The following is a 26,562-nucleotide window of genomic DNA, read 5'->3' as shown; positions in this document are numbered from 1 at the left end:
ATTGGGGGCGGAAAAATGGAAAGTAGCAAGTCGAATTCTATGGAGTGGATTAAAGCTGTAGTCATTGCGGTTCTTGTCGCATTTACTATCCGTTATTTTTTGTTTGCTCCCATTGTAGTCGATGGTCAATCGATGATGCCTACATTAGAACATAGCGATCGGATGATTGTAAACAAGATCGGTTATGTGGTCTCTGAGCCTAAAAGATTTGACATTATTGTCTTCCATGCACCAGGCGGAAAAGATTATATCAAAAGAATAATCGGACTTCCTGGAGATCATATTGAGTATCGGGATGACCAGCTGTACGTCAACGGAGAGGTCTTAGATGAACCTTACTTAGATGACCTGAAAGCTGCATACGGCCCTGAATTTGTCACAAGAGATTTTGAGTTGTCAGAAGTCATTGGCGGACATGTCGTGCCGGATGATCATTTATTCGTTCTTGGGGATAATAGACATAACAGTTTAGATTCAAGGGATATAGGTTCGATTCACAAAGATGAAGTAATAGGGAAAGCAAATGTTGTTTTTTGGCCATTTGCTAATATTGGATTTGTAGAGTAGGTGAATATGTTGGCAATACAATGGTTTCCTGGTCATATGGCCAAAGCGAGAAGAGAAGTAACTGAAAAACTTAAATTAATTGATGTTGTCATTGAATTAGTGGATGCAAGGCTGCCTCTGTCTTCGAGAAATCCGATGATGGATGAAATTGTCGGGCAGAAGCCGCGTCTTGTTTTATTAAACAAAGCGGATTTAGCAGATCCTCATATGACAAAAAAGTGGGCTGGATATTTTGAAGAAAAGGGTGCTACCGTTCTTGCTATTAATGCCCAAACAGGAAAAGGGGTAGAAAAAATCAGCGGTGCATGCCGAAAGCTTGCAAGCCCCTTGATCGAAAAGTGGAAATCTAAGGGTATGAAGCCGCGGGCGATTCGCGGAATGATTCTCGGAATCCCGAATGTTGGGAAATCCACACTCATTAACCGTCTTGCTTCAAAGAAAATTGCTAAGGTGGGAGATCGACCTGGCGTAACTAAGAAGCAGCAATGGATTAAGGTAGGAAATGATGAACTAGAACTATTAGATACTCCAGGTATATTATGGCCTAAATTTGAAGATCAAGTGATTGGATACAGATTAGCTGCAACAGGTGCCATAAAAGATGAGTTATTAGATTTTCAAGATATTGCCCTCTTTGTACTAAACTATATGAAAGACCACTACCCAGAACGGATTGCGGAAAGGTATAAGCTAGAGGAAGTACCGGAGGAAGGGCTTGCTTTATTTGATGCGATTGGTAAAAAACGAGGCTGTCTGCTTCCTGGCGGGTATATTGATTATGATAAAGCCGCTGAGATTATCTTAAGAGAACTACGTTCAGGCACGCTCGGACAAGTTACACTCGAGCAGCCGCCGCATACTGTATAAGCCGTGGAGACGATAAAAAGTCTTCTGCGGCTTTTTTTCAGTCCCGGCAATTTGTGTTATGGATAATTAAAGCAATTGCCAGTTTAGCCTAGTAATGAAAAATGATCTCTAGTACGATAAAAAGGTTATAAAAAAATGGACCATAGCACCGATAAAAAGGGTAAGAGAAAGATAGGGGAGAATATGAAACGGTTAGCAATTAAAGAGATTGAAGCAACATTGTTTAATGAAATGGAAGTAAGTGAGGAATGGATTGATCAACTTAAGCATGATGAACGTAAAGGAGTTCAGCGTCTCCTTGGTAAATATGAAAAACAAAAAGCGTTAGAAGCTGAACGAATGCAAATGCATGAAACCATGCTCATGTATGAACGAGAGGCTTGGCGGAATGGTTATAACTATGTAGCAGGACTAGATGAGGTAGGACGCGGACCGCTTGCAGGACCTGTAACAGCCGCAGCAGTTATTCTACCGAAGGATGCGTCTTTACCAGGATTAACAGATTCTAAAAAGCTATCTAAAGAAATAAGAGAGTTTTTTGTTGAAGAAATAAAGAAACAAGCCTTAGCTTATTCGGTTGTTTTTGTAGATGCAGATGAAATTGATCGAGTAAATATTTACGAGGCAACCAAGCTTGCTATGCAAAGGGCAGTCAATAATTTAGACATTCAACCAGATTACTTGCTGCTTGATGCGATGAAACTAGCTAACTCTCTTCCCCAAGAATCATTGATTAAAGGTGACCAAAAAAGCTTAACAATTGCAGCGAGTTCTGTTCTTGCAAAAGTAGCAAGGGATGAGTATATGGCGGAACTTGAGAAGGTGTATCCTGGTTACGGCTTTGCCAAACATGTAGGCTATGGCACCGAAGTGCATTTAAAAGCGATGAACACATTAGGCATCACAAAAGAACACAGAAAATCATTTAAGCCAGTAGCTGACTGTTTAATTAAACAAAGCACGTAGCTATCAGGCGAGGGGAGAAGAAAAATGATACATACGACCAGTAGTAATCAAGAAGTGACGACAGCAGGTGCAAAAAAGCGGACTCCCCTCACGTTTGTGCCTGGTCACATATTTCAAGGAAAGATTATGAAGTTGTTTCCTAATCACCTAGCTTCTCTTTCGATTAATGGGATGCAAGTGACAGCAAGGCTTGAAGCTGCATTAACAGCTGGGGGAAGGTATTGGTTTGAAGTACAGGAAGGAAGCGGTCTGCCAAAGTTAAAAGTGATTGACAATCAAGGGAGAACAGGCCCAGGGTCACCGCCTCCAGTAAATGAACAATTGATTAGGCAGCTGGGTCTGCCTCAAAATACTGCGATAAATGCTCTTTTGGACCAGTTAGCTGTCAAGCAGCTGGCTCTACCAAAGCATGCATTAAAAGAAGCTGCGCAATTGTTGACGACTTTAAATAAGTACGATCGTCAAACAGTAGATTTAGTACACCTCCTCATTCAAAAGAACCTACCGTTATCAGAAGAAGCAGTGAGGGCAGTACAAGCATTTCAAAAAGAAACGGGTGTGAATCAGCAGATACAGCAAGTTATACAGCTTGCGCAGAGTGCAGAATATGCCTCTCATCCGTCGATTGAAAAATTAGTGTCAGCCTTAAAGCAATTTAATGCCCAAACCGAATTCGGCCAAACGAAGCAGCCAGTCCTACACTTGCTTCAGCAGCTAGTCCACCCCTCTGCAACAGCTGAACAAAGCGAGGCTGCTAAGATGCTTTTAACAAGGCTAGGCTTAAGTGACACAAAAGAAACGATAGACGGCTTTATCCATCGCTTTCATCAGGTTGTGCTTAATCAGCAGCAAACAAGCAGTGAGGTTCGACCGCTTTTGCCGCCTCATTTGACCAACCAAGTTGTCCAAATGCAGCCGAGAGAAGCAATGCAGCATATCTTAGGCTCCTTAAGCAATTTGCCGCAAGGGGAAAATGGCAGCCTGGAGTTATTGTTCCAACGGTTAAAAGGATCTCAGAAGGCGCTTGATATAGAAGGTGGACTAAGGCACTTAGTCAGTCAGCAGCTGCCAGCGAATGAGCGATCGATGCTGCAGTCTGCCTTATATCATTCCGTATCACCTGCCATAACCGATACGAAAAGCGGATTTGGTTCTCACCTCCAAAATGTGGCAGCATTACTTGGCTTGCATTATGAAAACGAAATAGCTAGGCATATTCAACAAACGAATGTAAATGAACAAAGCCATCAAGAACGTCTAAAAGGAATGCTCATGCAGCTAGAACAAAGTTTGCCCCAGCCGGTAAGAGAGAAAGTAACAGAAATGATTCAGCGTATAACAGGCAGTCAATTAATGGCTCAAGAGCAGCAAGGCCCCCTTCAACAAGTGCTTATGCAATTACCGCTTGTCTTAGGTTCTTACCAAACAGATGTAACACTGCAATGGGAGGCAAGGCGGCAGGAAGACGGCAGTCTAGACCCAAATCATTGCCGAATTCTATTTTATTTAGAGTTAGAAACACTTGGAGAACTTATCGTGGATATGCAAATACAAAACAGAGTCATTTCACTTACCGTATTTAATGAGGGGGATAAACCGAGCAGACTCATTGATCTATTACTGCCGACTTTACATGATGCATTAGATGGATTTGATTATAAGCTCACTACCCTAATTTGGAAAAATATGAATGAATACAGCCATAATAAGGTTCAATCGCATCATGAGTCTGCCTATAAACAACGCGTTGATTACCAGGGAGTGGATATTCGGATATGAATAACGAGATGAAAAAGCAAGCAGTAGCATTACGGTATGATGCGGCGAAGCAGGATTCACCTGAAGTGATTGCTAAAGGGAAGGGCATCCTTGCAGAAGAGATCATTGAAAAAGCAAAAAATCATCATATCCCGATTCAAGAAGATGCCTCTTTAGTTGAATTATTAAGCCAACTAAACATTAATCAATCGATCCCCCCGGAACTTTATGAAGCGGTAGCAGAAGTATTTGCCTTTATATACAGAGTTGATAAAAACTCTGCAAGAAGCTAGAAATGCAATCGAACCATTTATATTTGAACAAGTCATAGCATCGGGACATTAAGGACATACTAATCCACACACCTAATCAGGTGATCTTTAAGCGGGAGGTATGAATTATGAAACCGAACAAATTAAATGTTCCTGAACTTGATTCGTTTATGAATCAATATAAAGAGGAATATGCTCAAGAATTTGGAGTTCATCACTCTATTCAAGAACAAGATGCAAAAGCAAAAGATATGACAAAGTCAGTCATGCAAAAAGCTCAAAACAAAGAAAAATGCGAATAGTAAAATGAAAAGCTAGTAAATTCTCTCAGAATTTCTAGCTTTTTTTATTTTTATTTTAACGTTGATAAATTCTAACGTTAAAGCTAGAAAGCCTTGTCACACCAAGGGTATGGTAAAAATTGATTGTATGAATTAGACTCTAAAAAAGTTAGAATTAAAAGAAATTTGAAAGAGGTTACACTTTTCTCTCCCAAAATATTTTAAAAAGTGCTAAAATGGAAGAGGAATTTGTCGTTCATCCACGTATAAACGAAAGAGCGACTTGAAATCATATGCAATTGATAGGAGGCTGGAGAGAGAATGAATATTCATGAGTATCAAGGTAAAGAACTCCTTCGTAAATACGGAGTTGCAGTCCCTAATGGGAAAGTCGCATTCTCAGTAGAAGAAGCAGTTGAGGCTGCAAAAGAATTAGGCACAGAAGTTTGTGTTGTAAAAGCTCAAATCCATGCAGGAGGCCGCGGTAAAGCTGGCGGTGTAAAAGTTGCTAAGAACTTGGATGAGGTTCGTACATATGCGGATGAGATTTTAGGTAAAACACTTATTACTCACCAAACAGGTCCTGAAGGTAAAGAAGTAAAGCGCTTACTTATCGAAGAAGGATGCGATATTAAAAATGAATATTACGTTGGTTTAGTTCTAGATCGTGCGACAAACCGCGTTGTATTAATGGCTTCTGAAGAAGGCGGTACTGAAATCGAAGAGGTTGCAGAAGCAACTCCTGAGAAGATCTTCAAAGAAGTAATTGACCCGGCTGTAGGCTTACAAGGCTTCCAAGCTCGTCGTCTAGCATTTAACATTAATATCCCTAAAAAGCTTGTAGGACAAGCTGTTAAATTTATGATGGGACTTTATAAAGCATTCTCTGAAAAGGATTGCTCAATTGCTGAGATCAATCCGCTTGTTACAACTGGAGACGGAAAAGTAATGGCGCTTGATGCGAAGTTAAACTTTGATTCAAATGCTCTATACCGTCAAAAAGACGTACTTGAGTATCGTGATTTAGAAGAAGAAGATGAAAAAGAAATCGAAGCTTCTAAATATGACCTAAGCTACATTTCATTAGATGGTAACATTGGATGTATGGTTAATGGTGCTGGACTTGCTATGGCAACAATGGACATCATTAAGCATTACAGCGGCGACCCAGCTAACTTCCTAGATGTTGGCGGCGGTGCTACGGCAGAGAAAGTTACAGAAGCATTCAAGATTATCCTATCTGATGAAAACGTTAAAGGTATCTTCGTTAATATCTTTGGTGGAATCATGAAATGTGACATCATCGCAGAAGGTGTTGTAGCAGCTACAAAAGAAGTAGGTCTTGAAATTCCACTAGTTGTTCGTCTTGAAGGTACAAACGTAGACCTTGGTAAACAGATTCTTAACGAATCAGGTCTGAACATCACTGCTGCAGATTCAATGGCTGATGGTGCACAGAAGATTGTATCTCTAGTTAAGTAATAATTGGTTTAAAATGCTAACTTAAAAGACTCTTGTTAAAGATGTCTTTAGATAAATGATTCAATTTAATTGTTAATACGAAAGGCGGGACAAAGAGAATGAGTATCCTTATTAACAAAGATACAAAAGTCATTGTACAAGGAATTACAGGCGCAACTGGCTTATTCCATACACAACAAGCAATTGAGTACGGTACACAAATTGTTGGTGGTGTAACACCTGGTAAAGGCGGAACAGAAGTTGAAGGTGTCCCTGTATTTGATACAGTAGAGGATGCTGTTAAAGCTACAGGAGCTAACGCATCAGTTATTTATGTTCCACCTGCATTCGCTGCAGATGCAATCATGGAAGCAGTAGACGCTGAATTAGATTTAGCTATTTGTATTACTGAAGGCATTCCTGTAATGGATATGGTAAGTGTTAGACGTTACATGGAAGGCAAGAAGACTCGCCTTATTGGACCAAACTGCCCAGGTGTCATCACACCGGAAGAATGTAAAATTGGAATTATGCCAGGCTACATTCATAAAAAAGGTCATGTAGGTGTTGTATCTCGTTCTGGTACATTAACGTATGAAGCTGTTCACCAGCTTTCAACGAATGGTATCGGTCAATCGACAGCTGTTGGTATTGGTGGAGACCCGGTTAACGGAACAAACTTCATCGATGTATTAGAGTTGTTTAACGAAGATCCTGAAACATATGCTGTGATCATGATCGGTGAGATCGGCGGTACAGCGGAAGAAGAGGCTGCTGAGTGGATTAAAGCTAACATGAAGAAGCCGGTAGTTGGTTTCATTGGCGGTCAGACAGCACCTCCAGGAAAACGTATGGGTCATGCTGGTGCGATTATCTCTGGTGGTAAAGGAACAGCAGCAGAGAAAATCAAAACACTTGAGAGCTGCGGCGTAAAAGTGGCTGAAACACCTTCTGTTATGGGTGAAACACTTATCAAAGCTCTTAAAGAAAATGATTTGCTTGAAAAATGTACAACTCATGAAGTAGCAAAATAATCAAAAAAGCTCCTCTTATTTGAGGAGCTTTTTTATCTTATTAACCCCGCACCACTACCCTCATCTCCACAAAAGGAAGTGTTCATAAATGAATACATTTAGAGAACGGTTGATTGTGCTGCACAGCAGCATGTTTTTGTCTTGGAAACAAATTGCCGCACTGATCAATCATGACTCAGAACTTCTGACACCATTTACCTCACCCTCTGCCTTTTTTATAAAACATCTCCATTTAAAGCCAGATAAAGCAGTAAAACTAGTAACCTATTTAAAGGAAGTAAACTCAAGTGAATATGTAAGCAAGCTAGCAGCCTCGCAAATTACTACGTTAACTCGTTTTGATGCGGATTACCCTAAAGAGCTGAAAGAATTATATGATCCTCCTTGGGTGCTCTATTGCAAAGGGGATATAGGTCTTTTGCAAATCAAGTTGAAATTGGCAGTAGTAGGCTCAAGAACGCCCACAAAGAGGGGGCTTGGGGCTGTTGCAAATCTAGTGAAACCGCTTGTGAAGGAAAACGTATGTATTGTAAGCGGGTTAGCTCTTGGCATCGATACGGCAGCTCATCAACAGACCATTTCCCAAAATGGACATACGATCGCTGTGTTAGGATCTGGCTTTCATCACTTCTATCCAAAAGAGAGTAAAAATCTTTTCACTTACATGGCTTCCCATCAGCTTGTGATAAGCGAATATCCTCCGCATCAACCTCCAGCAAAGTGGACATTTCCAGCAAGAAATCGCATAATTAGTGGTTTATCAAAAGGAGTTTTGGTCATAGAAGCAAAAGAAAGAAGCGGCTCTCTTATTACGGCCGACCAAGCATTAGATCAAAATCGTGATGTATTTGCCGTGCCTGGTCCTATTGACAGCCAGTTATCAAAGGGCACAAATCAACTGATTAAAGAGGGAGCAAAATTAGTGGTAGAAATGAGTGATATTTTAAACGAATGGACATAAAATCGTCATAAAATTTCCGAGTTTCTTCTATATAATATAGTCGTTTTTTGTCAATTTCCACTCGTTTTAATACGAAATTTTTAAACTCTTGTTTGACAAATGGTAAAAGTCTGTTTAATAATAGGGAAGATTTTAATTTAACTTCGAGAGAGGGAGCTGCTTGTTATGGCCGATTATTTAGTAATCGTTGAATCTCCCGCCAAAGCAAAGACCATTGGTAAATATTTAGGCAAAAAATACATTGTAAAGGCTTCAATGGGACATGTCAGAGACTTACCAAAAAGTCAAATGGGAGTAGATGTTGAAGAAAATTTTCAACCAAAGTATATTACAATCCGCGGGAAAGGCCCCGTGTTAAAAGAATTAAAGACAGCTGCTAAAAAAGTGAAACGAATCTATCTCGCAGCTGACCCCGATCGTGAAGGAGAGGCTATCGCTTGGCATCTTGCCCATAGTCTTAATATTGATGAAAAGTCTGATTGTCGCGTAGTGTTTAATGAAATTACAAAGCAGGCAATTAAAGATGCATTTAAAACACCGAGAAAAATTAATATGGATTTGGTAGATGCCCAGCAAGCACGACGCATTTTAGACCGTTTAGTGGGCTATAATATTAGTCCTCTTTTATGGAAAAAAGTTAAAAAAGGATTAAGTGCAGGTCGTGTTCAATCTGTCGCCGTCAAGATGATTATTGAGCGTGAGAAAGAAATACAAGCGTTCGTACCTGAAGAATATTGGACCATTCAAGGAAAGTTCTCTTTAGGGGACGAGGCTTTTGACGCTAAATTTTACGGAGTAGATGGAAAGAAGCAAGAACTTAAATCAGAGGAAGAGGTCCAAGCGGTTTTAAAGCAATTAAAAGGTAAGTCGTTTGATGTGGCATCTGTAAAAAAGAAAGAACGTAAAAGAAACCCTGTAACGCCATTTACTACCTCTTCCCTGCAGCAAGAGGCTGCAAGAAAGCTGAATTTTAGAGCAAAGAAAACGATGATGATTGCTCAGCAGTTATATGAGGGGATTGACCTAGGCAAGGAAGGGACAGTTGGTTTAATTACCTACATGCGTACCGACTCTACACGAATCTCAGAGACTGCGCAAAATGAAACAAGGCAATACATTGTAGAGCAATTTGGTGAAGAATACACGAGAGTAGGACAGCGTGCGGTGAAGAAAGATAAGAAAGCACAAGACGCTCACGAAGCCATTCGTCCTACTGCTGTATTTAAAGATCCTAAAAGTTTAAAGAGCTATTTATCACGTGACCAGCTTCGTCTGTATCGTTTAATCTGGGAACGTTTAGTAGCAAGTGAAATGGCTCCAGCTATTATGGATACGATGTCTGTGGACCTTGTAAACGAAGGAGTACTATTTAGAGCAACAGGTTCGAAAGTGAAGTTTCCTGGTTTTATGAAAGTGTATATCGAGGGAAATGATGACGGAAAGAAAGAGGAAGACCGCCTGCTGCCTAACCTTGAAGAAGGTCAAAAAGTAAAGAAAGAGTCGATTGACCCGAACCAGCACTTTACTCAGCCCCCGCCAAGATATACAGAGGCGAGACTAGTAAAAACGATGGAAGAGTTAGGGATTGGCAGACCGTCAACCTATGCGCCTACACTTGATACGATTCAAAAGCGTGGATATGTGGCTCTTGAAGAAAAAAGATTTGTTCCGACAGAATTAGGTGAAATTGTATTAGAGTTAATCGTTGAATTCTTCCCAGAAATTTTAGACGTGGAATTTACAGCTAAAATGGAAGGTGACCTCGACTCTATCGAAGAAGGGAATCATGAATGGGTCCACATTATTGATGGTTTTTACCAAGGCTTTGAAAAGAGACTTAAGGTCGCAGAAGAAGAAATGAAAGAAGTCGAGATAAAAGATGAACCTGCTGGTGAAGATTGTGAAAAATGCGGACATGAAATGGTGTATAAAATGGGACGCTACGGAAAGTTCATGGCATGTTCTAATTTCCCTGAATGTCGAAACACAAAAGCAATCGTAAAAGATATCGGTGTGAAATGTCCGACTTGTAAAGAAGGAAATATCGTAGAGCGGAAAAGTAAGAAACGTCGTACATTTTACGGATGTGACCGCTACCCAGAATGTGAATTCATCTCATGGGACAAACCAATTTCTCGTCCGTGTCCAAAATGTTCCGCGATGCTCGTTGAGAAGAAAACGAAAAAAGGTGTCAATGTTCAATGTTCTTCATGCGATTACAAAGAAGAAGCAAATTAATTTGTTTTTGTTGAATCTTGACGAAAAAAGTATTATGATGTACTAGGATTCATAGAAAGTCATGGTGAGCACGTACTCACCAGCAAAGAATGGTTAGTTGATACAATTGCCACAAGGTGATTGAACAAGGAAAAACCAAGGGTCTGAACCGCTAATGTGCAAGTACTCACCAGGATAATGGATCGCTTCGTTATCTTGTCCTTGCCTTAGTCACCGTTCAGACCTTTTTGAATGATTTTTGAGTGGAGGCGTTAAAAAATGGATCAACAACATGTAAATGTGATCGGTGCTGGCCTTGCTGGAAGTGAAGCAGCTTGGCAGCTAGCGAAGCGCGGAATAAATGTACGATTATACGAAATGAGACCTGTAAAACAAACACCAGCACACCATACAGACAAATTTGCTGAGCTTGTATGCAGTAACTCTTTGCGTGGAAACAGCTTAACAAATGCGGTTGGTGTATTAAAAGAAGAGATGAGGAAGCTTGATTCGGTTATAATTTCATCAGCTGACGACTCTTCTGTACCTGCTGGTGGAGCCCTAGCAGTGGATCGTCACGAATTCGCTCAAAATGTTACTGATCGTGTGAAGAATCACCCGAATGTAACCGTGATTAATGAAGAAATCTCTGAAATACCTGAAGGACCGACAATTATTGCTACTGGTCCGTTAACATCAGAAGGACTTTCAAAGCAGCTTCAAGTACTAACAGGTGAAGAGTACTTATACTTCTATGACGCAGCCGCGCCTATTATCGAAACAGATTCAATCGATCGTGATAAAGTGTATCTTAAATCTCGTTATGATAAAGGAGAAGCAGCATATCTAAACTGTCCGATGACGGAAGAAGAGTTTGACCGCTTTTATGAAGCGTTAATCTCAGCTGAAACGGTTCCTTTAAAAGAATTTGAAAAAGAGATTTTCTTTGAAGGGTGCATGCCAATCGAAGTTATGGCAAAAAGAGGGAAGAAGACGATGTTATTTGGCCCGATGAAACCAGTCGGCCTCGAGCATCCAGATACAGGGAAGCGCCCATATGCAGTTGTACAATTACGCCAAGACAACCAATCAGGTACATTGTATAATATCGTTGGTTTCCAAACGCATTTAAAATGGGGACCGCAAAAGGAAGTCTTAAAATTAATACCAGGCTTAGAGAATGCAGAGATTGTGCGTTACGGAGTGATGCACCGTAATACGTTTATCAATTCGCCGAATTTATTAAAGTCTACTTATCAATATAAAGATCGCGACGATTTATTTTTTGCTGGTCAGATTACTGGTGTTGAAGGATATGTCGAATCAGCAGCTGCTGGGTTAATTGCCGGTATTAATGCTGCAAGGCTTGTTAATAATGAGGAACTGCTTACGTTCCCGGAAGAAACTGTTTTAGGGAGCATGGCAAATTACATCACTACTGCGAACCCAAAAAACTTCCAGCCAATGAACGCGAACTTTGGTTTGCTGCCGCCTCTTAGTGAGCGCATTAAAAATAAAAAAGAACGCTATGAACAACTTGCTGAGCGAGCTTTAGGGTCAATTCAGAATTTTGTGAAAAAAATGTAAATATCATTGCGGGAGCTACTAAATCGTGATAGAATTTAGTAGCTCTGTGAGGTGATTCGGATGGATCAATCAAATGAAGATTCGATGATGAAGGATTCAGTGATAAAGAACTCGATTACCAACAATACGAAAACAAGCGATTCTATACAAATGTTCGTACGCTACATGCAAGTTGAAAAAAATTATTCCCTACATACTGTTAAAAGCTATCTTAGTGATATAGAGGATTTTTGTCACTTCATGAAAGAGCATAACTGTGCTGCTTTTTCTGATGTGACTTATCTTTTTGTGCGCTCATATCTGACGTTTCTTTATGAGAAAGCGTATGCTAGAAATTCAGTGGCAAGAAAGATCTCTTCTATGCGCAGTTTATTTCACTTCCTTATGAGAGAAGAAGAACTTACCCGCAATGTCTTTGCAGAAACTCATCTTCCAAAACAGGCTTCAAAACTTCCAAGCTTTTTGTATGAAGAAGAAATGGATGAGTTATTTAAAGCGTTTGAAGGAAACACTCCTCTTGATAAAAGAGACCGAGCAATCCTCGAACTTTTATATGCAACCGGAATGCGCGTAGGTGAATGCAGTCAATTAGATGTAGCGGATATAGACCTTAGGATTGGCACTGCCTTTGTCAAAGGTAAAGGCAATAAAGAGCGCTATGTACCGATTGGTTCGTTTGCATGCGATGTATTACATGAATATATTGAAGATGCTAGAGTAAACTTACTTAAAAAAGGTAATAGTGAGACTAAACGTCTTTTTCTGAATTATCGCGGAGGACCGTTAACTGACCGAAGTATACGGAGGATGTTAGCTAAAAGAGTGGAAGAGGCTTCTATGCAAAAGCATATCCGCCCTCATGATTTGAGGCACTCATTTGCAACTCATCTTCTAAATAATGGAGCGGATCTTAGAGTGGTTCAAGAATTACTTGGTCATGAACATCTCTCTACGACTCAAGTGTACACTCATGTAACGAAAGACCGGCTTCGGGAAGTATATAAAAACCATCATCCTCGTGCGTGAAATAGAGGGATATCAGCTATCTAGGAGGTCTTTATAATGAATGAGAGAATGACTTTCCACGCGACAACGATATTTGCAGTGCAGCATAATGGACGATGCGCGATGGCTGGAGACGGCCAGGTAACGTTAGGAAATGCAGTTGTAATGAAACATACTGCCAAGAAAGTACGTAGAATCTATCAGGGGAATGTGTTGGCTGGTTTTGCTGGGTCAGTAGCAGATGCTTTTACACTGTTTGAGAAATTCGAGAGTAGACTTGAAGAATTCAACGGCAACTTGAAAAGAGCTGCTGTAGAGCTTGCTAAAGAATGGCGAAGTGATAAGGTGCTTAGACAGCTTGAAGCGATGCTCATTGTTATGAACCGAGAACACATTCTCTTAATATCAGGTACTGGTGAAGTGATTGAACCAGATGATGGGATTCTTGCTATTGGTTCTGGCGGGAATTATGCATTATCAGCAGGACGTGCGCTAAAAAAACATGCTCCTGATCTGTCGGCTAAAGAGATTGCAACAGCTGCCCTTGAGACAGCTGGAGAAATTTGTGTGTACACGAATTTAAATCTCGTTGTAGAGGAGCTTCAGTAGAAGTACTTCGATAGAAGAACTTCAATAGAGGAACTTCAATAGAAGAGGCTGGATAAAACGATAACTGGAGTGTGATCGCGTGAAAACTAATCTAACGCCAAAACAAATTGTTGAACGCTTAAATCAATATATCGTTGGTCAAGAAGGAGCAAAAAAATCAGTAGCTATTGCACTAAGAAACCGCTATCGCAGAAGTTTGTTAGAAGATAAGCTTAAAGAGGAAGTTACTCCAAAAAATATCCTGATGATTGGTCCAACGGGTGTCGGTAAAACAGAAATTGCGAGGCGTTTAGCGAAGCTTGTAGGTGCCCCGTTCATAAAAGTTGAGGCGACAAAGTTTACAGAAGTAGGCTATGTTGGACGTGACGTTGAATCGATGGTTAGAGATTTAGTAGAGTCAAGCGTTCGTATCGTGAAAGAAGAAAAGATGGAAGGCGTCAAAGAAGAGGCCTTAAGGCATGCAAATGAACGTCTTGTTGAACTTTTAGTGCCTTCTAACAAAAAACAATCCACATACAAAAATCCTTTTGAAATGCTTTTTAATCAACCTGGTCAACAGCAGCCCGATGATTCAAACGGTGAAGAAGAGGGTATGAAAGAACAAAGAAGGAGAATGGCCCATCAATTAGCTTTAGGCGAGCTTGAAGATCGTATCGTTACCATTGAAGTAGAAGAACAGACTCAACAGTTCATGGATATGTTCCAAGGTGCAGGTATGGAACAAATGGGGATGAATATGCAAGATATGCTTGGCAGTATGATTCCTAAAAAGCGCAAGAAACGTAAGATGCCTGTATCTGAAGCAAGAAATGTTCTAGCGGAAGAAGAAGCTCAAAAGCTGATTGATATGGATGAAGTTACACAGCTCGCTGTTGAGAGGGCTGAGCAGCTGGGGATTATTTTTATTGATGAAATTGATAAAGTTGCCGGTAAATCTTCTGGACAATCGGCCGATGTTTCAAGAGAAGGCGTCCAAAGAGATATTCTGCCTATCGTTGAAGGATCGACAATTGTTACGAAGTACGGTGCGGTGAAAACAGATCACATTTTATTTATTGGGGCAGGTGCATTTCATATTGCCAAACCATCTGATTTAATCCCTGAACTTCAAGGTCGTTTTCCGATTCGTGTTGAGTTGAAAAACTTGACAGTCGATGATTTTGTTCGCATTTTAGTAGAGCCTGATAATGCGTTGTTAAAACAATATTCGGCTCTATTGCAAACGGAAGGTATAAAAGTTACATTTACTGACGAAGCTGTTCGTAAGATTGCGACAATTGCAACGGAGGTAAATCAAGACACGGAGAATATAGGGGCAAGACGCTTACACACGATGCTTGAAAAATTATTAGAAGACCTTTCGTATGAAGCCGCAGATATTACATTAGAAGAGATTGTTATTACACCAGAGTATGTAGAAGAGAAGTTAGCTACCATTGCGAAAAATCGCGACTTAAGCCAATATATTTTATAGTGAATCTAGGAGGAGATTTTTAATGAATTTATTATCAAGAACAAGACAAATTAATGAAATGTTACAAAAATCCGGAGGGCAGCATGTGAACTTTAAAGACATGGCTGAAACACTTCGTGATGCGATCAGCGCCAATGTCTTTGTCGTTAGCCGCCGTGGTAAATTACTAGGCTTTGCTATTAAACAGGAAATTGAAAATGAACGTATGAAAAAGATGTTAGAAGATCGTCAATTCCCAGAAGAATATACAGGGGGATTATTTAAAGTAGAAGAAACGTCACCGAACCTAGATATTGAAAGTGAGTACACAGCATTCCCTGTTGAAAATAAAGACTTATTCCAACACGGTTTAACCACAATCGTACCTATCCTTGGTGGAGGTCAGCGTCTAGGAACTTTGGTACTAGCTCGCTTAAATGATTCATTTAATGATGATGACCTCATTTTAGCAGAGTACGGGGCAACAGTAGTAGGTATGGAGATTCTTCATGAAAAGACACAAGAAATTGAAGAAGAAGCACGTAGTAAAGCGGTTGTACAAATGGCAATCAGCTCATTATCTTACAGTGAACTTGAGGCAGTTGAGCATATCTTTGAAGAGCTTGACGGCAAAGAAGGGCTGCTTGTTGCGAGTAAGATTGCTGATCGTGTAGGAATTACACGTTCTGTTATTGTAAATGCTCTTCGTAAACTTGAAAGTGCAGGTGTGATTGAGTCACGCTCACTTGGTATGAAGGGGACATATATTAAAGTACTAAACGACAAGTTCTTGCTTGAACTTGAAAAAATTAAAACAAAATAAATTATTTCTTCATAAAAGGGCCACATTGTGGCCCTTTTTTATGTGTGTAAATAGTCCTATGAGATAAAACGATCATTAATATGTAATTATTTTGTAAATAAATTAGGCTAAAAAAAGTATTAATATATTTATAATTAATACTATAAGTGGATACTTAAGTCTAAAGTAGGTGTAAAATGGTGGTTCTTTTTTATCGAATGCACTTTTCTTAAAAACTTCATTAGACATTTAGGGTCATTTTGATTACAATTTTCGTAGTGGTTATGATGTGAAAATGTGTATTATTTTGTTTATTAATGCCGTAATTTGGTGAAAAACTGAAAGTATTGTCGAAAGGTGTGGCACGTATGGAGTTATTTTCTAACTCGACTTTTAGAGTATTAGAAAGAGGGCTAGATGGTTCGCAGCTTAGGCAGAAAGCGATCTCTGATAATATTGCTAACGCGGGAACGCCCAATTATCAAGCTAAAAAGGTAAGCTTTAAACATACATTAAATGAAGCTATGGGCACAAACCTAGAAGCAAATAAAACAAATGCGAAACATATGGACTTTAGTACTACAAATACAGGGACTAAGGTTTATACGAATCCTCATACAACTTACAATCACAATGGAAATAACGTTGATATAGATCATGAAATGTCTGAATTAGCTAAAAATCAAATCTATTACAATGCATTAATTGATCGAATGAACGGGAGATTTCAAAGTTTACAGACTGTGATCAGAGGGGGGAATTAACGGATGACACTCTTTAGTGGATTTAATGCAAGTGCCTCAGCACTTACCACACAGCGTCTTAGGATGGATGTTATTTCTTCTAATATGGCGAACGCAGAGACGACACGTGCACGAATGGTAGATGGTGAGTGGACACCATATCGAAGAAAGATGGTTGTCGTTGAACCGAATCAAAAGCAGCCTTTTTCTGCTTTCTTAGGAAGTGCGATGAAACAGAATTCAGAAGTCGGAACTGGAGTAAAAGCTTCGGCAATTGTTGAGGACCAGAACCCTTTCAAACTTCTCTATGATCCAACTCATCCTGATGCTAATGAAGAAGGATACGTTGAAATGCCTAATGTAGACCCGCTGAGAGAAATGGTGGATTTAATGACAGCTACTAGGTCTTATGAAGCGAATGTGACGTCACTAAATGCGACAAAGAACATGTTAATGAAAGCCTTAGAGATAGGAAGGTAGGGGGATAACTAGATGGAGTTAAATCGTATTTCATCACCATTTATGTTACATAATCAGCTAGGAGTACAGAACCAGCCGTTGAAAACTCCAGCCGAGGCAGGGGAGACGTTTAAAGCGGCATTAACAGAAGCGGTTCAAGAAGTGAACGAACTTCAAAATGTTTCTGCTATGAAAACAGAACAATTGGCCCGTGGGGAGATTGATAACCTTCATGATGTGATGATTACCGGCCAGAAGGCAAGTGTAGCGCTACAGGCTACAGTAGAAATCAGAAATAAAGTGATTGAATCTTATCAAGAAATAATGCGAATGCAAGTTTAAGCAAGTTTACAAATTTGCATAGTCATTTGCTTTGTAGGTTGTGGGAGGGCGCATGAACGAGAAATTTGTACTATATAAACAGAAACTGACAGAATTCTGGAGCGGGCGTACAAAAAAGCAAAAAAGCATCTATGCAGGTGCTTTCATTGCCGTCGCTCTTTTATTGATTCTATTGTTATTGCTTGGAAACAGATCGAATAACGTCCCTCTTTATAGTAATTTAACCCTACAAGAAACAGGGCAGATTAAAGAAACGTTAGACGCAAGAGGGATACTAGCTGAAATATCAGATAACGGTACAACGATCCTAGTACCAGAAGCGATGGTCGATAGTTTAAAAGTAGATCTTGCAGCTGAGGGGATTCCTAGAAGCGGCAGCATTGACTACAGCTTTTTTCAAGATCAAATGGGCTTTGGTATGACAGATAATGAATTCTCCGTGATGGAGCGCGGTCTCATGCAAACGGAGCTTCAAGACTTAATCCGCAACATTAACGGCGTAAATCATGCCAATGTCATGATTACTCTGCCTGAGGAGAGTGTTTGGCTTAACACGACTCAAGAGGCAGCTACAGCTTCCATCGTAGTGGATTTAGCCCCTGGCTACCAATTAGATCAAAATCAGGTTAAAGCACTTTATCATCTAGTATCTAAAAGTGTTCCAAACCTCCCTATAGAGAATATCGTCATAATGAACCAAATGTTTGAGGATTATTTTTATGATAATGATGGAAGTCAGTCAACGACATTATCTGCCTTTGAACAACAACGTACGATTCAACGTGAAATTGAGAGAGACTTAACCCTAAACTTACAGCGGATGCTAGGAACCGTCGTAGGTCAGGATAAGGTGCTGGTGTCAGTTACAACTGATATTGATTTCACTCAGGAGAATCGTCAGGAATCTTTGGTAGAACCAGTGGATCCTGAAAATATTGAAGGTATTGCAGTGAGTATTGAACGAGTTACCGAGACGTATACAGGAGAAGGAACGCCAGCCGGCGGGGTTGAAGGAACTGGTGAGGGTATTCCAAACTTCCCTGGTGCTGTAGGACAAGGTGAATCGGAATATGAGCGTACGGAAGATCGAATTAATAATGAAGTCAACCGTATTAACCGTGACATAGTAGAAAGCCCTTATAAAATTCGTGATCTTGGCATTCAAGTCATGGTAGAGCCGCCAGAAGGAATGGATGTTCTTCCTCAGGAACGATTAGATGATATACAGCAAATTTTAGGGACGATCGTACGGACAAGTATCTCAGGTGTTTATGCAGATGAGTTAACAGAAGCTGGTATTAATGAAAAAATTTATGTTTCCTCGCAGCCATTTGAAGGGAAGCCGGATACAACTCAAGCTCCATCAACGGTTATACCTGTTTGGATGTATGTGGTTGCAGGGGTCTTAGTTGTTATTATCATTTTGCTTATTGTCTTATTAATGAGAAAAAGAAAGCAAGAAGAGGAAGAAGAACTCGTTATTCAGCAGCAAGCAGCAGTTGTACCTGATCTTCCAGATGAAGATACCAGTGAATCTGCAACAAAACGCAAGCAATTAGAACGTATGGCAAAAGAAAAGCCTGAAGAATTTTCAAAACTTCTTCGTACATGGTTATCTGAAGATTAGGAGGGAGAGCTTTGGCTCAGTCAGCAAAAAAAGGATTAACAGGGAAGCAAAAAGCAGCAATTCTCCTAATCTCACTTGGTCCGGATGTATCTGCGCAAGTGTATAAGCATTTATCGGAGGAAGAAATTGAACAGCTTACCCTTGAGATTGCAAATGTTAGAAAAGTAGATAGTGAAATGAAAGAAGATATACTTGAGCAGTTTCATTCTCTTGTTTTGGCTCAAGACTATATTGCTCAAGGCGGTATTGGGTATGCCAAAAGCATTCTTGAGAAAGCACTAGGAGAAGCGAATGCGATGGATATTATTAATCGCCTGACGTCTACTCTACAAGTGAGACCTTTTGATTTTGCAAGAAAATCAGATCCTTCACAAATCTTAAACTTTATTCAAAATGAACATCCGCAAACCATTGCATTAATTTTAAGTTATTTAGATTCAACTCAAGCGGGAACGATTCTCTCTGAACTGCCACAGGAAGTTCAAGCAGATGTTGCAAAAAGGATCGCATTAATGGACAGCACTTCGCCAGAAATTATAAATGAAGTGGAATCCATCTTAGAACAAAAGCTGTCATCTACAATGACACAAGACTATACAGAAGCAGGCGGGATTGAGGCGGTCGTTGACGTGCTTAACAGTGTTGACCGTTCAACAGAACGCACGATCCTTGACGCGCTTGAAATACAAGACCCAGAACTTGCAGAAGAGATCAAAAAGAGAATGTTTGTCTTTGAAGATATTGTCACACTTGATAACCGCTCCATCCAGCGTGTAATACGTGATGTTGAGAATGAAGATTTACAATTATCGCTTAAAGTGGCAAGTGATGAAGTGAAAGAAGTAGTATTCAGCAACATGTCTCAACGAATGGCCGAGGCCTTTAAAGATGAAATGGAGTTTATGGGGCCGGTTCGATTACGAGATGTTGAAGAAGCTCAAACAAGAATTGTCGCTGTCATCCGCCGCTTAGAAGAGGCAGGAGAAATCGTTATTGCCCGTGGCGGAGGGGATGATGTGATTGTCTAAAGTTATTAAGTCAGTCCATTCTAAGTCCAGCTTTAAGCAGGCTAAGCAAATTGTAATCCGAAAGCTATCTGAGGACGAAAGTTTCCAACCTCTCATTCATGCAGAAGAGGAGCAGCATGAAGAGAGCTTTAGTTCTGCTAGTACAATTAATAGTAATGATACAGATAAGATAGTAAAACAAAAATTGGATGAAGCTGACCAAAAGGTTAAGCAAATGATGGAAGACGCCGAGCTTCATATTAATGAAATGTACGAGCAAATTGAGTTTGACAAAAGTGAAGCGATAAAAGAGCAAGAATATATGTATGAGCAGATGAGGGAGGAAGGCTACCAGGCAGGTCTCCTCAAAGGGCGAGAAGATGGATTTAATGAATACAAAGAAAGTATTGAAGAAGCAAACAGCATTATTATGAGCGCAAAAGATGAATACCATAAAGTTGTAGAACAGGCAGAGCCAGTGATTGTTGATTTAGCTGTAGAGCTTTGCAGAAGAGTGATCGGCCATGGACTAGTGGGGCTTCCAGAAGTTTGGGATCAATTTGTAAAGCAGGTCATCAAAGAGGTTCAAGAACATGAAGATGTGAAAATTTACGTCCACCCTGATTGGTTTGAACGAACGAGACAGCAAAAAGAAGAACTACACCTATTTCTCACTCATTGCGAAGAGCTCTACATTTATGCGGACCCTGCTCTAGCCGAGAACGGATGTGTGATTGAAACGAAATACGGCCGAATGGATGCAACAATTGATCACCAGCTTACTCAGTTAAAAAAACAGCTTCATGATCGACTCGAGGAGGCTTAAGCGATGAAAGCTCAATCATTAATCTCTTCAGTTCCCTCACTTCAACCCTATAAATGGTATGGAAAAGTATCTAGAGTAGTAGGATTGATGATTGAATCAATCGGTCCTGTCGCATCCGTAGGAGAGCTGTGCTACATACTGGTCGGCAAACAAAACCAAACGAGAATAAGGGCAGAAGTCGTTGGCTTTAGGGACGAATATGTTCTGTTAATGCCCTTAAACGGAATTCAAGAAATTGCTCCCGGGAGTTTGGTAGAAGCAACAGGAAGTCCACTTGAGATTAAGGTGGGAAGCGGCTTAATTGGCAAGGTGGTTGATGGGTGCGGAGAACTGCTTGATCAGCAAAAGCTGCCTAAAGGATTAACATCTTTTCCAACAGATAATGAGCCGCCAAATCCATTAAAGAGACCACGTATTGAGAATGCAATGAGTCTAGGGGTTAGAGCAATAGACAGCTTGTTTACAGTAGGAAAAGGTCAGCGAATCGGGATTTTTGCCGGAAGCGGCGTTGGTAAAAGTACATTGCTCGCAATGCTTGCCAAAAACTCTTCAGCGGATTTAAATGTGATTGCTTTGATTGGTGAACGAGGTCGGGAAGTGAAAGATTTTATCGAACGGGACCTTGGCACAGAAGGGCTTAGCCGGACGATCTTAGTCGTAGCAACCTCAGATCAGCCAGCTCTAATGAGAATTAAAGGAGCTATGACGGCTACAGCGATTGCCGAGTATTTTAGAAATCAAGGCCTGGATGTCAATTTGATGATGGATTCGGTCACTCGTTTTGCGATGGCGCAGCGTGAAGTCGGGTTAGCGACCGGAGAACCACCAACGACGAAAGGATATACTCCTTCAGTTTTTGCAATGCTCCCTAAGCTGTTAGAGCGGTCTGGGACAGATGCAAAAGGAAGTATTACCGCGTTTTATACGGTTTTAGTAGACGGTGATGATATGAATGAGCCGATAGCTGATGCGGTGCGAGGGATTCTTGACGGTCACTTAGTCTTAGATCGGAAATTAGCCAATAAAGGACAGTTTCCTGCGATAAATGTGTTAAAAAGTGTCAGCAGGGTGATGTCAGATCTTGTTAATCCAATTCATAAACAGGCTGCAGAACGTGTTCGTAAATTAATCGCTACATATGAAGAAGCCGAAGATTTAATTAATATAGGCGCTTATAAGCGAGGCTCTTCAAAAGAGATTGATGAAGCGATCCAAGCATATCCAGCGATTATTGAATTTTTAACTCAAGCTACTGATGAGCGGATGTCATTTGAAGAGTCTGCCAGCCTTCTAATGAAACAATTTGGGTGAGGTGTAGAGGATGTCGTTTGATTTTGCACTACAGAAAGTAATGAACGTGAAAGAACAAGAACAAAAAAACAGTCAGAACCAATACACAGAAGCGATGAATCAATTTGAACAAGTAGCTACAGAGCTGTATGACCTGCTTAAAAAGAAAGAGGAGCTTGAACAAACAGGAAGAGAAAAGGTTACGAAGGGAATCTCTATATATGAACTCCAAAGTAGTCAATCTCAGTTATTACGTCTGCAGCAAGCAATCAATGAGACTCAACATACTACCCAATTAGCCCGTGAGCGGATGAATCGAAAACAGCAGGATATGGTTAAGCATTCTATTGAATTTAAAAAATATGAAAAAATGAAACAAGTAAAACAGGAACAATTTAAAGAAGAACAACGTCGTCTTGAAAATGCTCAAATGGATGACATTGCGATACAACTTTTTCAAAAGCGTTGGAATTAGGTGGATAGGATGAGTAAAAAGGAAAAAACGCATAGCAAGCTTCAAATGTTTGTTCTCGTTATTCTTATTCCGGTTATTTTTGGGGTGATCTTCTTTAGTGTCATTCTTAATATGATTGGCTTTGACGTGTTAGGTACAGCTAAGCAAGCAGCATCATCAATCCCTTATGTGTCAAGCCTAATGGAAGATGATGAGGAGGACATTATCGAATCAGAGACAGAAGAGCAGGACATAGATACTACAGCAGAACAAAATGAGATTGCCTTATTGCAGCAGCAGATTGCTGAAAAGGATTCAAAGATTACAGAGCTTGAAAATGAAGTCATAGAAATGGAACAAAGGCTGCTAGTTGAACAAGAATTAAATAATAACGCAACACAAGAACTTAGTGAAATCGCTAAAACGTACGAAGCGATGTCTGCTAAAAATGCAGCAGCGATTATTTCTGAGCTTCAAACAGAAGAAGCGCTCCTTCACCTCTCCCAACTAAAAACGGATTCAAGAGCAGCGATTCTTGCAAAGATGGACTCAGCTGCCGCAGCTGATTTAATGAGCCGTTTAACAAGTCAATGATTGGAGTTAGAAATGTGAAAGGAGGTGAAAGAATGAATGCGAACGCGATGATGAACTTTTTTGCACCAGTAACGACAAGTAATACAGTTACTGTTCCTAAACAAGGGAATGGAAATTTAACATCAGGGGACCCTTTTTCGAATATTTTGAGCCAGCAGTTATCGGCAGAGCTTATTAGCGAGGACGTGCTAATACCTCAAGAGGAACAAGGTGAAATATCTCTGAGCGAATGGTTACAGTCGTTAGCTGGAGTTAGGATTGAGGAAGAATTAGAAGACTTGTTAGAGAATGACTCAGTGGAGAAACTGATTTCTATCCTTCCTGTTGAATGGAAAGATGAGATTATGGCTTGGTTTAATAATCTGAGTGACGGGGAAGGACTGACGATTACTGCAGATGCGGTAGAGCGAATGGTGAAGGAATGGCCGGAAGAACAACTGGCAGTTATCGGAGTGCTTTTAAGTCAGTTTATAGAAACACAAGGCGCCGCTAAAGTTCCAGACATGATCCCATTTGACAAGGTGCTTCCACCGGTAATGTCTGATACTCAAAAAGAGCCGAATATCTCTAGGATAGAACGCTTTATAGAGGGTGTAGAACGAGCGCTCTCACAGCAGAAAGCTCAAGCACCTACAGATGAAGTAATTAAAGTTGCGATTAATAGGTTGTTAACTGAGAAACCGGATGTAACTCACACATTTGCTAGCTTAGCTGCAGATAAACAGAACTCTTCAGCTTTATTACCGCTGCATAGCGGCGTTATGTTTAACCCTTTGATGAGCAGAACCGAACAAGCAGTCATCCATCTCGGTGACCAGCAGCCGAAAGAAGTGCAGCAACAACAGCTATTAAGGCAGTTTGAGCAAATGATGCAGCGAGGCTTGTTTAAAACAAATGAAGCAGGTATGAACACATTCTCTATTAGGCTGTTTCCAGCTCATTTAGGAAGGTTAGATGTTCAATTAACTCAAATAGAAGGTGTGCTAGTAGCAAGACTGCTAACTAGTTCAAGTGCAGCAAAGGACCTAGTAGAATCACAGCTTCACCATTTGAGGCAAGCTTTTAACAGCCAGCAGATTAACGTAGAACGTGTGGAAGTATTCTCTCAAAACCAATCATCCATAAAAGATGACCAATCATCTAATAAAGAAAGACCTCATGATGACAGAGAACAGCAAAAAGAGACTCAACCAGCAGAAGAGGATGATACCTTCCGTGCTTATTTAGAGGATCTAACATTTAACGAAGAAGTGTAGGTGAATAGGATGCCGACAATTAATGAAAGTTATTTTTTGCAAAATCAACCGAAGCCGACATCCAATACGGGTCAAAATATGCTAGGGAAAGATGATTTTTTAAAATTATTAATTACCCAGCTTCAAAATCAAGATCCTTCAAACCCGATGGACGACCGAGAGTTTATTGCGCAAATGGCACAATTTTCTTCACTAGAACAAATGACTAATATGAATAACACCATCCAAAAATTTGTGGATGTTCAAACAAGTCAAAGCCTTGTTCAATTTAGTGAACTGATTGGCAAAGAAGTGAAGTGGGTGCAAGAAGTCGATGTGGATGAGTACCGGACGGAACTTCAATACAACGACAATAAAGTTCAATCAGTAAAGGTAGAATTTGATGGAACAATCCGAATTTTACTAGATAATAATCGCTGGATTCACCACGAACAACTTACTCAAGTTAGTGCAGTAAAAGAAAACCAACCGGCCAATCCGCCAAGCGGAGATTCGAGTAGTGAAGAAACAGCAGAATAAAAAGGGGGGATGACCTTGAATAATGGGTTTCCTATCCAATCAGTGCATGCTCTGCCGAAACCTTATTCAAAAAAAGAAATACCCAAAAATGCAGCAGCTAAAACATCTTTTAAAGATGTCTTACAGCAGCAGATTGTCAAGCCGGCTCCTCTTAAAATAAGCAAGCACGCCAACGAACGGATGGATAAACGCGGGATCGAAATTAATTCAGCGCAATGGGAGACAATTAACCGAAAAGTTGCTGAAGCAAAACAAAAAGGCGTAACCGATTCTCTAGTTATAACGGATGATGCAACTTTGGTTGTCAGTGCAAAAAATAACACTGTCATCACCGTCATGGACCGCCAAGAAGCAAAATCGCAAATTTTCACGAATATAAATGGAACGATTGTAATTGATTGAAAAAGGCTGGACCCTTATGGGAGGCTGTCGCTGCTGACTGACTGATGCAGCATACACTAAAAGGAGTGACTGACATGTTACGTTCAATGTACTCGGGTATTTCAGGAATGAGAAACTTCCAAACAAAATTAGATGTAATTGGAAATAATATTGCAAATGTGAATACGTTCGGTTTCAAAAAAGGCCGCGCAACATTTAAAGATATGGTAAGCCAACAGATTGCGGGGGCTAGTGGACCAAATGATCCTGGTAGAGGTGGCACGAATCCAAGACAGGTAGGACTAGGTTCGCAGTTAGCAAGTATTGATACGATTCATACCCAAGGTAGCTTGCAAAATACCAACAGATCACTAGATATGGGGATCTCTGGGGATGGCTACTTTGTAGTCGATGATGGTACAGGAAATTACGGATACACAAGAGCGGGGAACTTTTACCTTGATAGTGAAGGGTTCCTGGTTAACGGAGATGGAATGTATGTCATGGGCCTTTCAAATAATGTTATTAATAATGCTGCTAGCACAGATGATTTCCCATTATCAGACCAGAATATGGATATATTCGGAAGGATTAGAATCCCTACAGATGCTGAGAGTTTTAGTATAGGTCAAGATGGAAAGTTAGTATTTGTAGACGGTGATAATTTAAGGACTGGAGGGCAACTTGCATTAGCTAAATTCGCTAATAGTGAAGGATTAGCAAAAGTTGGAGATAACTTATATCAACAAACTGCGAACTCTGGAAACTTAACAATCCCACCAATTGCAGGTGGTAACTTTAATATTGCAGCAGGGACAACTAGCTATTTAACTGCACCTGATCAAAACGGTGCTGGCACCTTAGTAGCCGGCACTCTTGAAATGTCTAACGTAGATTTATCTGAAGAATTCACAGAGATGATCGTTGCACAGCGTGGGTTCCAAGCAAATACACGTATTATTACGACATCGGATGAAATTTTGCAGGAACTAGTAAATCTAAAACGTTAATTATATAGCGGTATCACTTAGGTGATCCACTAGGTAAAGGAGGTTTGAGGCTGGGGCATAATTAGAGTGTTTGACTAAGAATACGGACAAAGCACTAATCTAGCGGATGAAATATACGAAGACTCCTGTGGGGGCTAGAGGAGGCCACTGAAAAAGTCCTTTTGTTTTCTGAGAGTGGTTGGTCGAATTTATTCGACCAACCACTCTCTTTTTC

Annotated in this window: 28 protein-coding genes; all 28 read left to right on the top strand. The window is 40.3% G+C overall.

Annotated features, from left to right (window positions below; genetic code table 11):
• Window positions 1-15 precede the first annotated feature (15 nt).
• The 28 genes from lepB to flgG all read left to right on the top strand — a co-directional run bounded on the left by lepB (window position 16) and on the right by flgG (window position 26,348).
• Window positions 16-567, top strand: a complete 552-nt coding sequence (gene lepB / locus A33I_RS09340) for a signal peptidase I (RefSeq protein ID WP_022628190.1) — start codon at window positions 16-18, stop codon at window positions 565-567.
• A 9-nt stretch (window positions 568-576) separates the two neighbouring features.
• Window positions 577-1,434 (top strand): ribosome biogenesis GTPase YlqF, encoded by an 858-nt coding sequence (ylqF, locus tag A33I_RS09335; protein ID WP_012959408.1) that lies wholly within the window; start codon window positions 577-579, stop codon window positions 1,432-1,434.
• Between the two features lie 183 nt (window positions 1,435-1,617).
• Window positions 1,618-2,400 (top strand): ribonuclease HII, encoded by a 783-nt coding sequence (locus A33I_RS09330; RefSeq protein ID WP_022628189.1) that lies wholly within the window; start codon window positions 1,618-1,620, stop codon window positions 2,398-2,400.
• A 24-nt stretch (window positions 2,401-2,424) separates the two neighbouring features.
• On the top strand, window positions 2,425-4,179 hold the full coding sequence (locus A33I_RS09325; protein ID WP_022628188.1) for a hypothetical protein: 1,755 nt from the start codon (window positions 2,425-2,427) through the stop codon (window positions 4,177-4,179).
• Complete coding sequence (locus A33I_RS09320) at window positions 4,176-4,451, top strand: EscU/YscU/HrcU family type III secretion system export apparatus switch protein (RefSeq protein WP_022628187.1); 276 nt, start codon at window positions 4,176-4,178, stop codon at window positions 4,449-4,451. The genes A33I_RS09325 and A33I_RS09320 overlap by 4 nt, the downstream gene beginning before the upstream one ends.
• Window positions 4,452-4,558: 107 nt before the next feature.
• Window positions 4,559-4,732 (top strand): small, acid-soluble spore protein, alpha/beta type, encoded by a 174-nt coding sequence (locus A33I_RS20250; RefSeq protein ID WP_022628186.1) that lies wholly within the window; start codon window positions 4,559-4,561, stop codon window positions 4,730-4,732.
• Window positions 4,733-5,032: 300 nt separating this feature from the next.
• Window positions 5,033-6,193 carry an ADP-forming succinate--CoA ligase subunit beta gene (gene sucC / locus A33I_RS09315; RefSeq protein ID WP_022628185.1) on the top strand — a complete coding sequence of 387 codons (1,161 nt, stop codon included), beginning with the start codon at window positions 5,033-5,035 and terminating at the stop codon, window positions 6,191-6,193.
• 98 nt (window positions 6,194-6,291) lie between these two features.
• Window positions 6,292-7,206, top strand: coding sequence for a succinate--CoA ligase subunit alpha (gene sucD, locus A33I_RS09310; RefSeq protein WP_012959402.1), 915 nt, complete (start codon window positions 6,292-6,294; stop codon window positions 7,204-7,206).
• A gap of 88 nt (window positions 7,207-7,294) precedes the next feature.
• Entirely contained in the window at window positions 7,295-8,167 is an 873-nt protein-coding gene (gene dprA / locus A33I_RS09305; RefSeq protein ID WP_022628184.1) for a DNA-processing protein DprA, read from the top strand.
• 165 nt (window positions 8,168-8,332) lie between these two features.
• Window positions 8,333-10,405: a type I DNA topoisomerase gene (topA, locus tag A33I_RS09300; protein WP_022628183.1), complete on the top strand. Its 2,073-nt coding sequence runs from the start codon at window positions 8,333-8,335 to the stop codon at window positions 10,403-10,405.
• 258 nt (window positions 10,406-10,663) lie between these two features.
• On the top strand, window positions 10,664-11,971 hold the full coding sequence (trmFO, locus tag A33I_RS09295; protein WP_022628182.1) for an FADH(2)-oxidizing methylenetetrahydrofolate--tRNA-(uracil(54)-C(5))-methyltransferase TrmFO: 1,308 nt from the start codon (window positions 10,664-10,666) through the stop codon (window positions 11,969-11,971).
• A gap of 60 nt (window positions 11,972-12,031) precedes the next feature.
• Window positions 12,032-12,997 carry a tyrosine recombinase XerC gene (xerC, locus tag A33I_RS09290; protein ID WP_022628181.1) on the top strand — a complete coding sequence of 322 codons (966 nt, stop codon included), beginning with the start codon at window positions 12,032-12,034 and terminating at the stop codon, window positions 12,995-12,997.
• A 36-nt stretch (window positions 12,998-13,033) separates the two neighbouring features.
• Window positions 13,034-13,585 carry an ATP-dependent protease subunit HslV gene (hslV, locus tag A33I_RS09285; protein WP_022628180.1) on the top strand — a complete coding sequence of 184 codons (552 nt, stop codon included), beginning with the start codon at window positions 13,034-13,036 and terminating at the stop codon, window positions 13,583-13,585.
• Between the two features lie 79 nt (window positions 13,586-13,664).
• A complete protein-coding gene (hslU, locus tag A33I_RS09280; RefSeq protein WP_022628179.1) occupies window positions 13,665-15,059 on the top strand; it encodes an ATP-dependent protease ATPase subunit HslU in 1,395 nt (464 codons plus the stop codon).
• Window positions 15,060-15,081: 22 nt separating this feature from the next.
• Entirely contained in the window at window positions 15,082-15,861 is a 780-nt protein-coding gene (codY, locus tag A33I_RS09275; protein ID WP_012959395.1) for a GTP-sensing pleiotropic transcriptional regulator CodY, read from the top strand.
• A gap of 347 nt (window positions 15,862-16,208) precedes the next feature.
• Window positions 16,209-16,604 carry a flagellar basal body rod protein FlgB gene (gene flgB / locus A33I_RS09270; RefSeq protein ID WP_022628178.1) on the top strand — a complete coding sequence of 132 codons (396 nt, stop codon included), beginning with the start codon at window positions 16,209-16,211 and terminating at the stop codon, window positions 16,602-16,604.
• A 3-nt stretch (window positions 16,605-16,607) separates the two neighbouring features.
• Window positions 16,608-17,063, top strand: coding sequence for a flagellar basal body rod protein FlgC (gene flgC / locus A33I_RS09265; protein WP_022628177.1), 456 nt, complete (start codon window positions 16,608-16,610; stop codon window positions 17,061-17,063).
• 42 nt (window positions 17,064-17,105) lie between these two features.
• Window positions 17,106-17,384 carry a flagellar hook-basal body complex protein FliE gene (gene fliE, locus A33I_RS09260; RefSeq protein WP_476489876.1) on the top strand — a complete coding sequence of 93 codons (279 nt, stop codon included), beginning with the start codon at window positions 17,106-17,108 and terminating at the stop codon, window positions 17,382-17,384.
• Window positions 17,385-17,436: 52 nt separating this feature from the next.
• Window positions 17,437-19,011 (top strand): flagellar basal-body MS-ring/collar protein FliF, encoded by a 1,575-nt coding sequence (gene fliF / locus A33I_RS09255; RefSeq protein WP_022628176.1) that lies wholly within the window; start codon window positions 17,437-17,439, stop codon window positions 19,009-19,011.
• A gap of 11 nt (window positions 19,012-19,022) precedes the next feature.
• The gene (gene fliG / locus A33I_RS09250) at window positions 19,023-20,039 is read left to right on the top strand and encodes a flagellar motor switch protein FliG (RefSeq protein WP_022628175.1); all 1,017 of its coding nucleotides are present in this window, start codon (window positions 19,023-19,025) and stop codon (window positions 20,037-20,039) included.
• Complete coding sequence (fliH, locus tag A33I_RS09245; RefSeq protein WP_022628174.1) at window positions 20,032-20,844, top strand: flagellar assembly protein FliH; 813 nt, start codon at window positions 20,032-20,034, stop codon at window positions 20,842-20,844. The genes fliG and fliH overlap by 8 nt, the downstream gene beginning before the upstream one ends.
• Window positions 20,845-20,847: 3 nt before the next feature.
• Window positions 20,848-22,155: a flagellar protein export ATPase FliI gene (gene fliI, locus A33I_RS09240; protein ID WP_022628173.1), complete on the top strand. Its 1,308-nt coding sequence runs from the start codon at window positions 20,848-20,850 to the stop codon at window positions 22,153-22,155.
• 10 nt (window positions 22,156-22,165) lie between these two features.
• The gene (fliJ, locus tag A33I_RS09235; protein WP_022628172.1) at window positions 22,166-22,609 is read left to right on the top strand and encodes a flagellar export protein FliJ; all 444 of its coding nucleotides are present in this window, start codon (window positions 22,166-22,168) and stop codon (window positions 22,607-22,609) included.
• A gap of 9 nt (window positions 22,610-22,618) precedes the next feature.
• Window positions 22,619-23,182 (top strand): MotE family protein, encoded by a 564-nt coding sequence (locus A33I_RS09230; RefSeq protein WP_022628171.1) that lies wholly within the window; start codon window positions 22,619-22,621, stop codon window positions 23,180-23,182.
• 32 nt (window positions 23,183-23,214) lie between these two features.
• Window positions 23,215-24,438 carry a flagellar hook-length control protein FliK gene (locus tag A33I_RS09225; protein WP_022628170.1) on the top strand — a complete coding sequence of 408 codons (1,224 nt, stop codon included), beginning with the start codon at window positions 23,215-23,217 and terminating at the stop codon, window positions 24,436-24,438.
• 9 nt (window positions 24,439-24,447) lie between these two features.
• The gene (gene flgD, locus A33I_RS09220) at window positions 24,448-24,957 is read left to right on the top strand and encodes a flagellar hook assembly protein FlgD (protein ID WP_022628169.1); all 510 of its coding nucleotides are present in this window, start codon (window positions 24,448-24,450) and stop codon (window positions 24,955-24,957) included.
• A 9-nt stretch (window positions 24,958-24,966) separates the two neighbouring features.
• A complete protein-coding gene (locus A33I_RS09215) occupies window positions 24,967-25,359 on the top strand; it encodes a TIGR02530 family flagellar biosynthesis protein (RefSeq protein ID WP_031311534.1) in 393 nt (130 codons plus the stop codon).
• Window positions 25,360-25,433: 74 nt separating this feature from the next.
• Window positions 25,434-26,348, top strand: coding sequence for a flagellar basal body rod protein FlgG (gene flgG, locus A33I_RS09210; protein ID WP_022628167.1), 915 nt, complete (start codon window positions 25,434-25,436; stop codon window positions 26,346-26,348).
• The last annotated feature ends 214 nt before the right edge of the window (window positions 26,349-26,562 follow it).

The organism is Alkalihalophilus marmarensis DSM 21297 (genome assembly GCF_000474275.2).
GTDB classification, from domain to species: Bacteria; Bacillota; Bacilli; order Bacillales; family Bacillaceae_D; genus Alkalihalophilus; species Alkalihalophilus marmarensis.
Note: the sequence above shows the minus strand (reverse complement) of the source record. Positions and strands in the feature narration are given on the sequence as shown.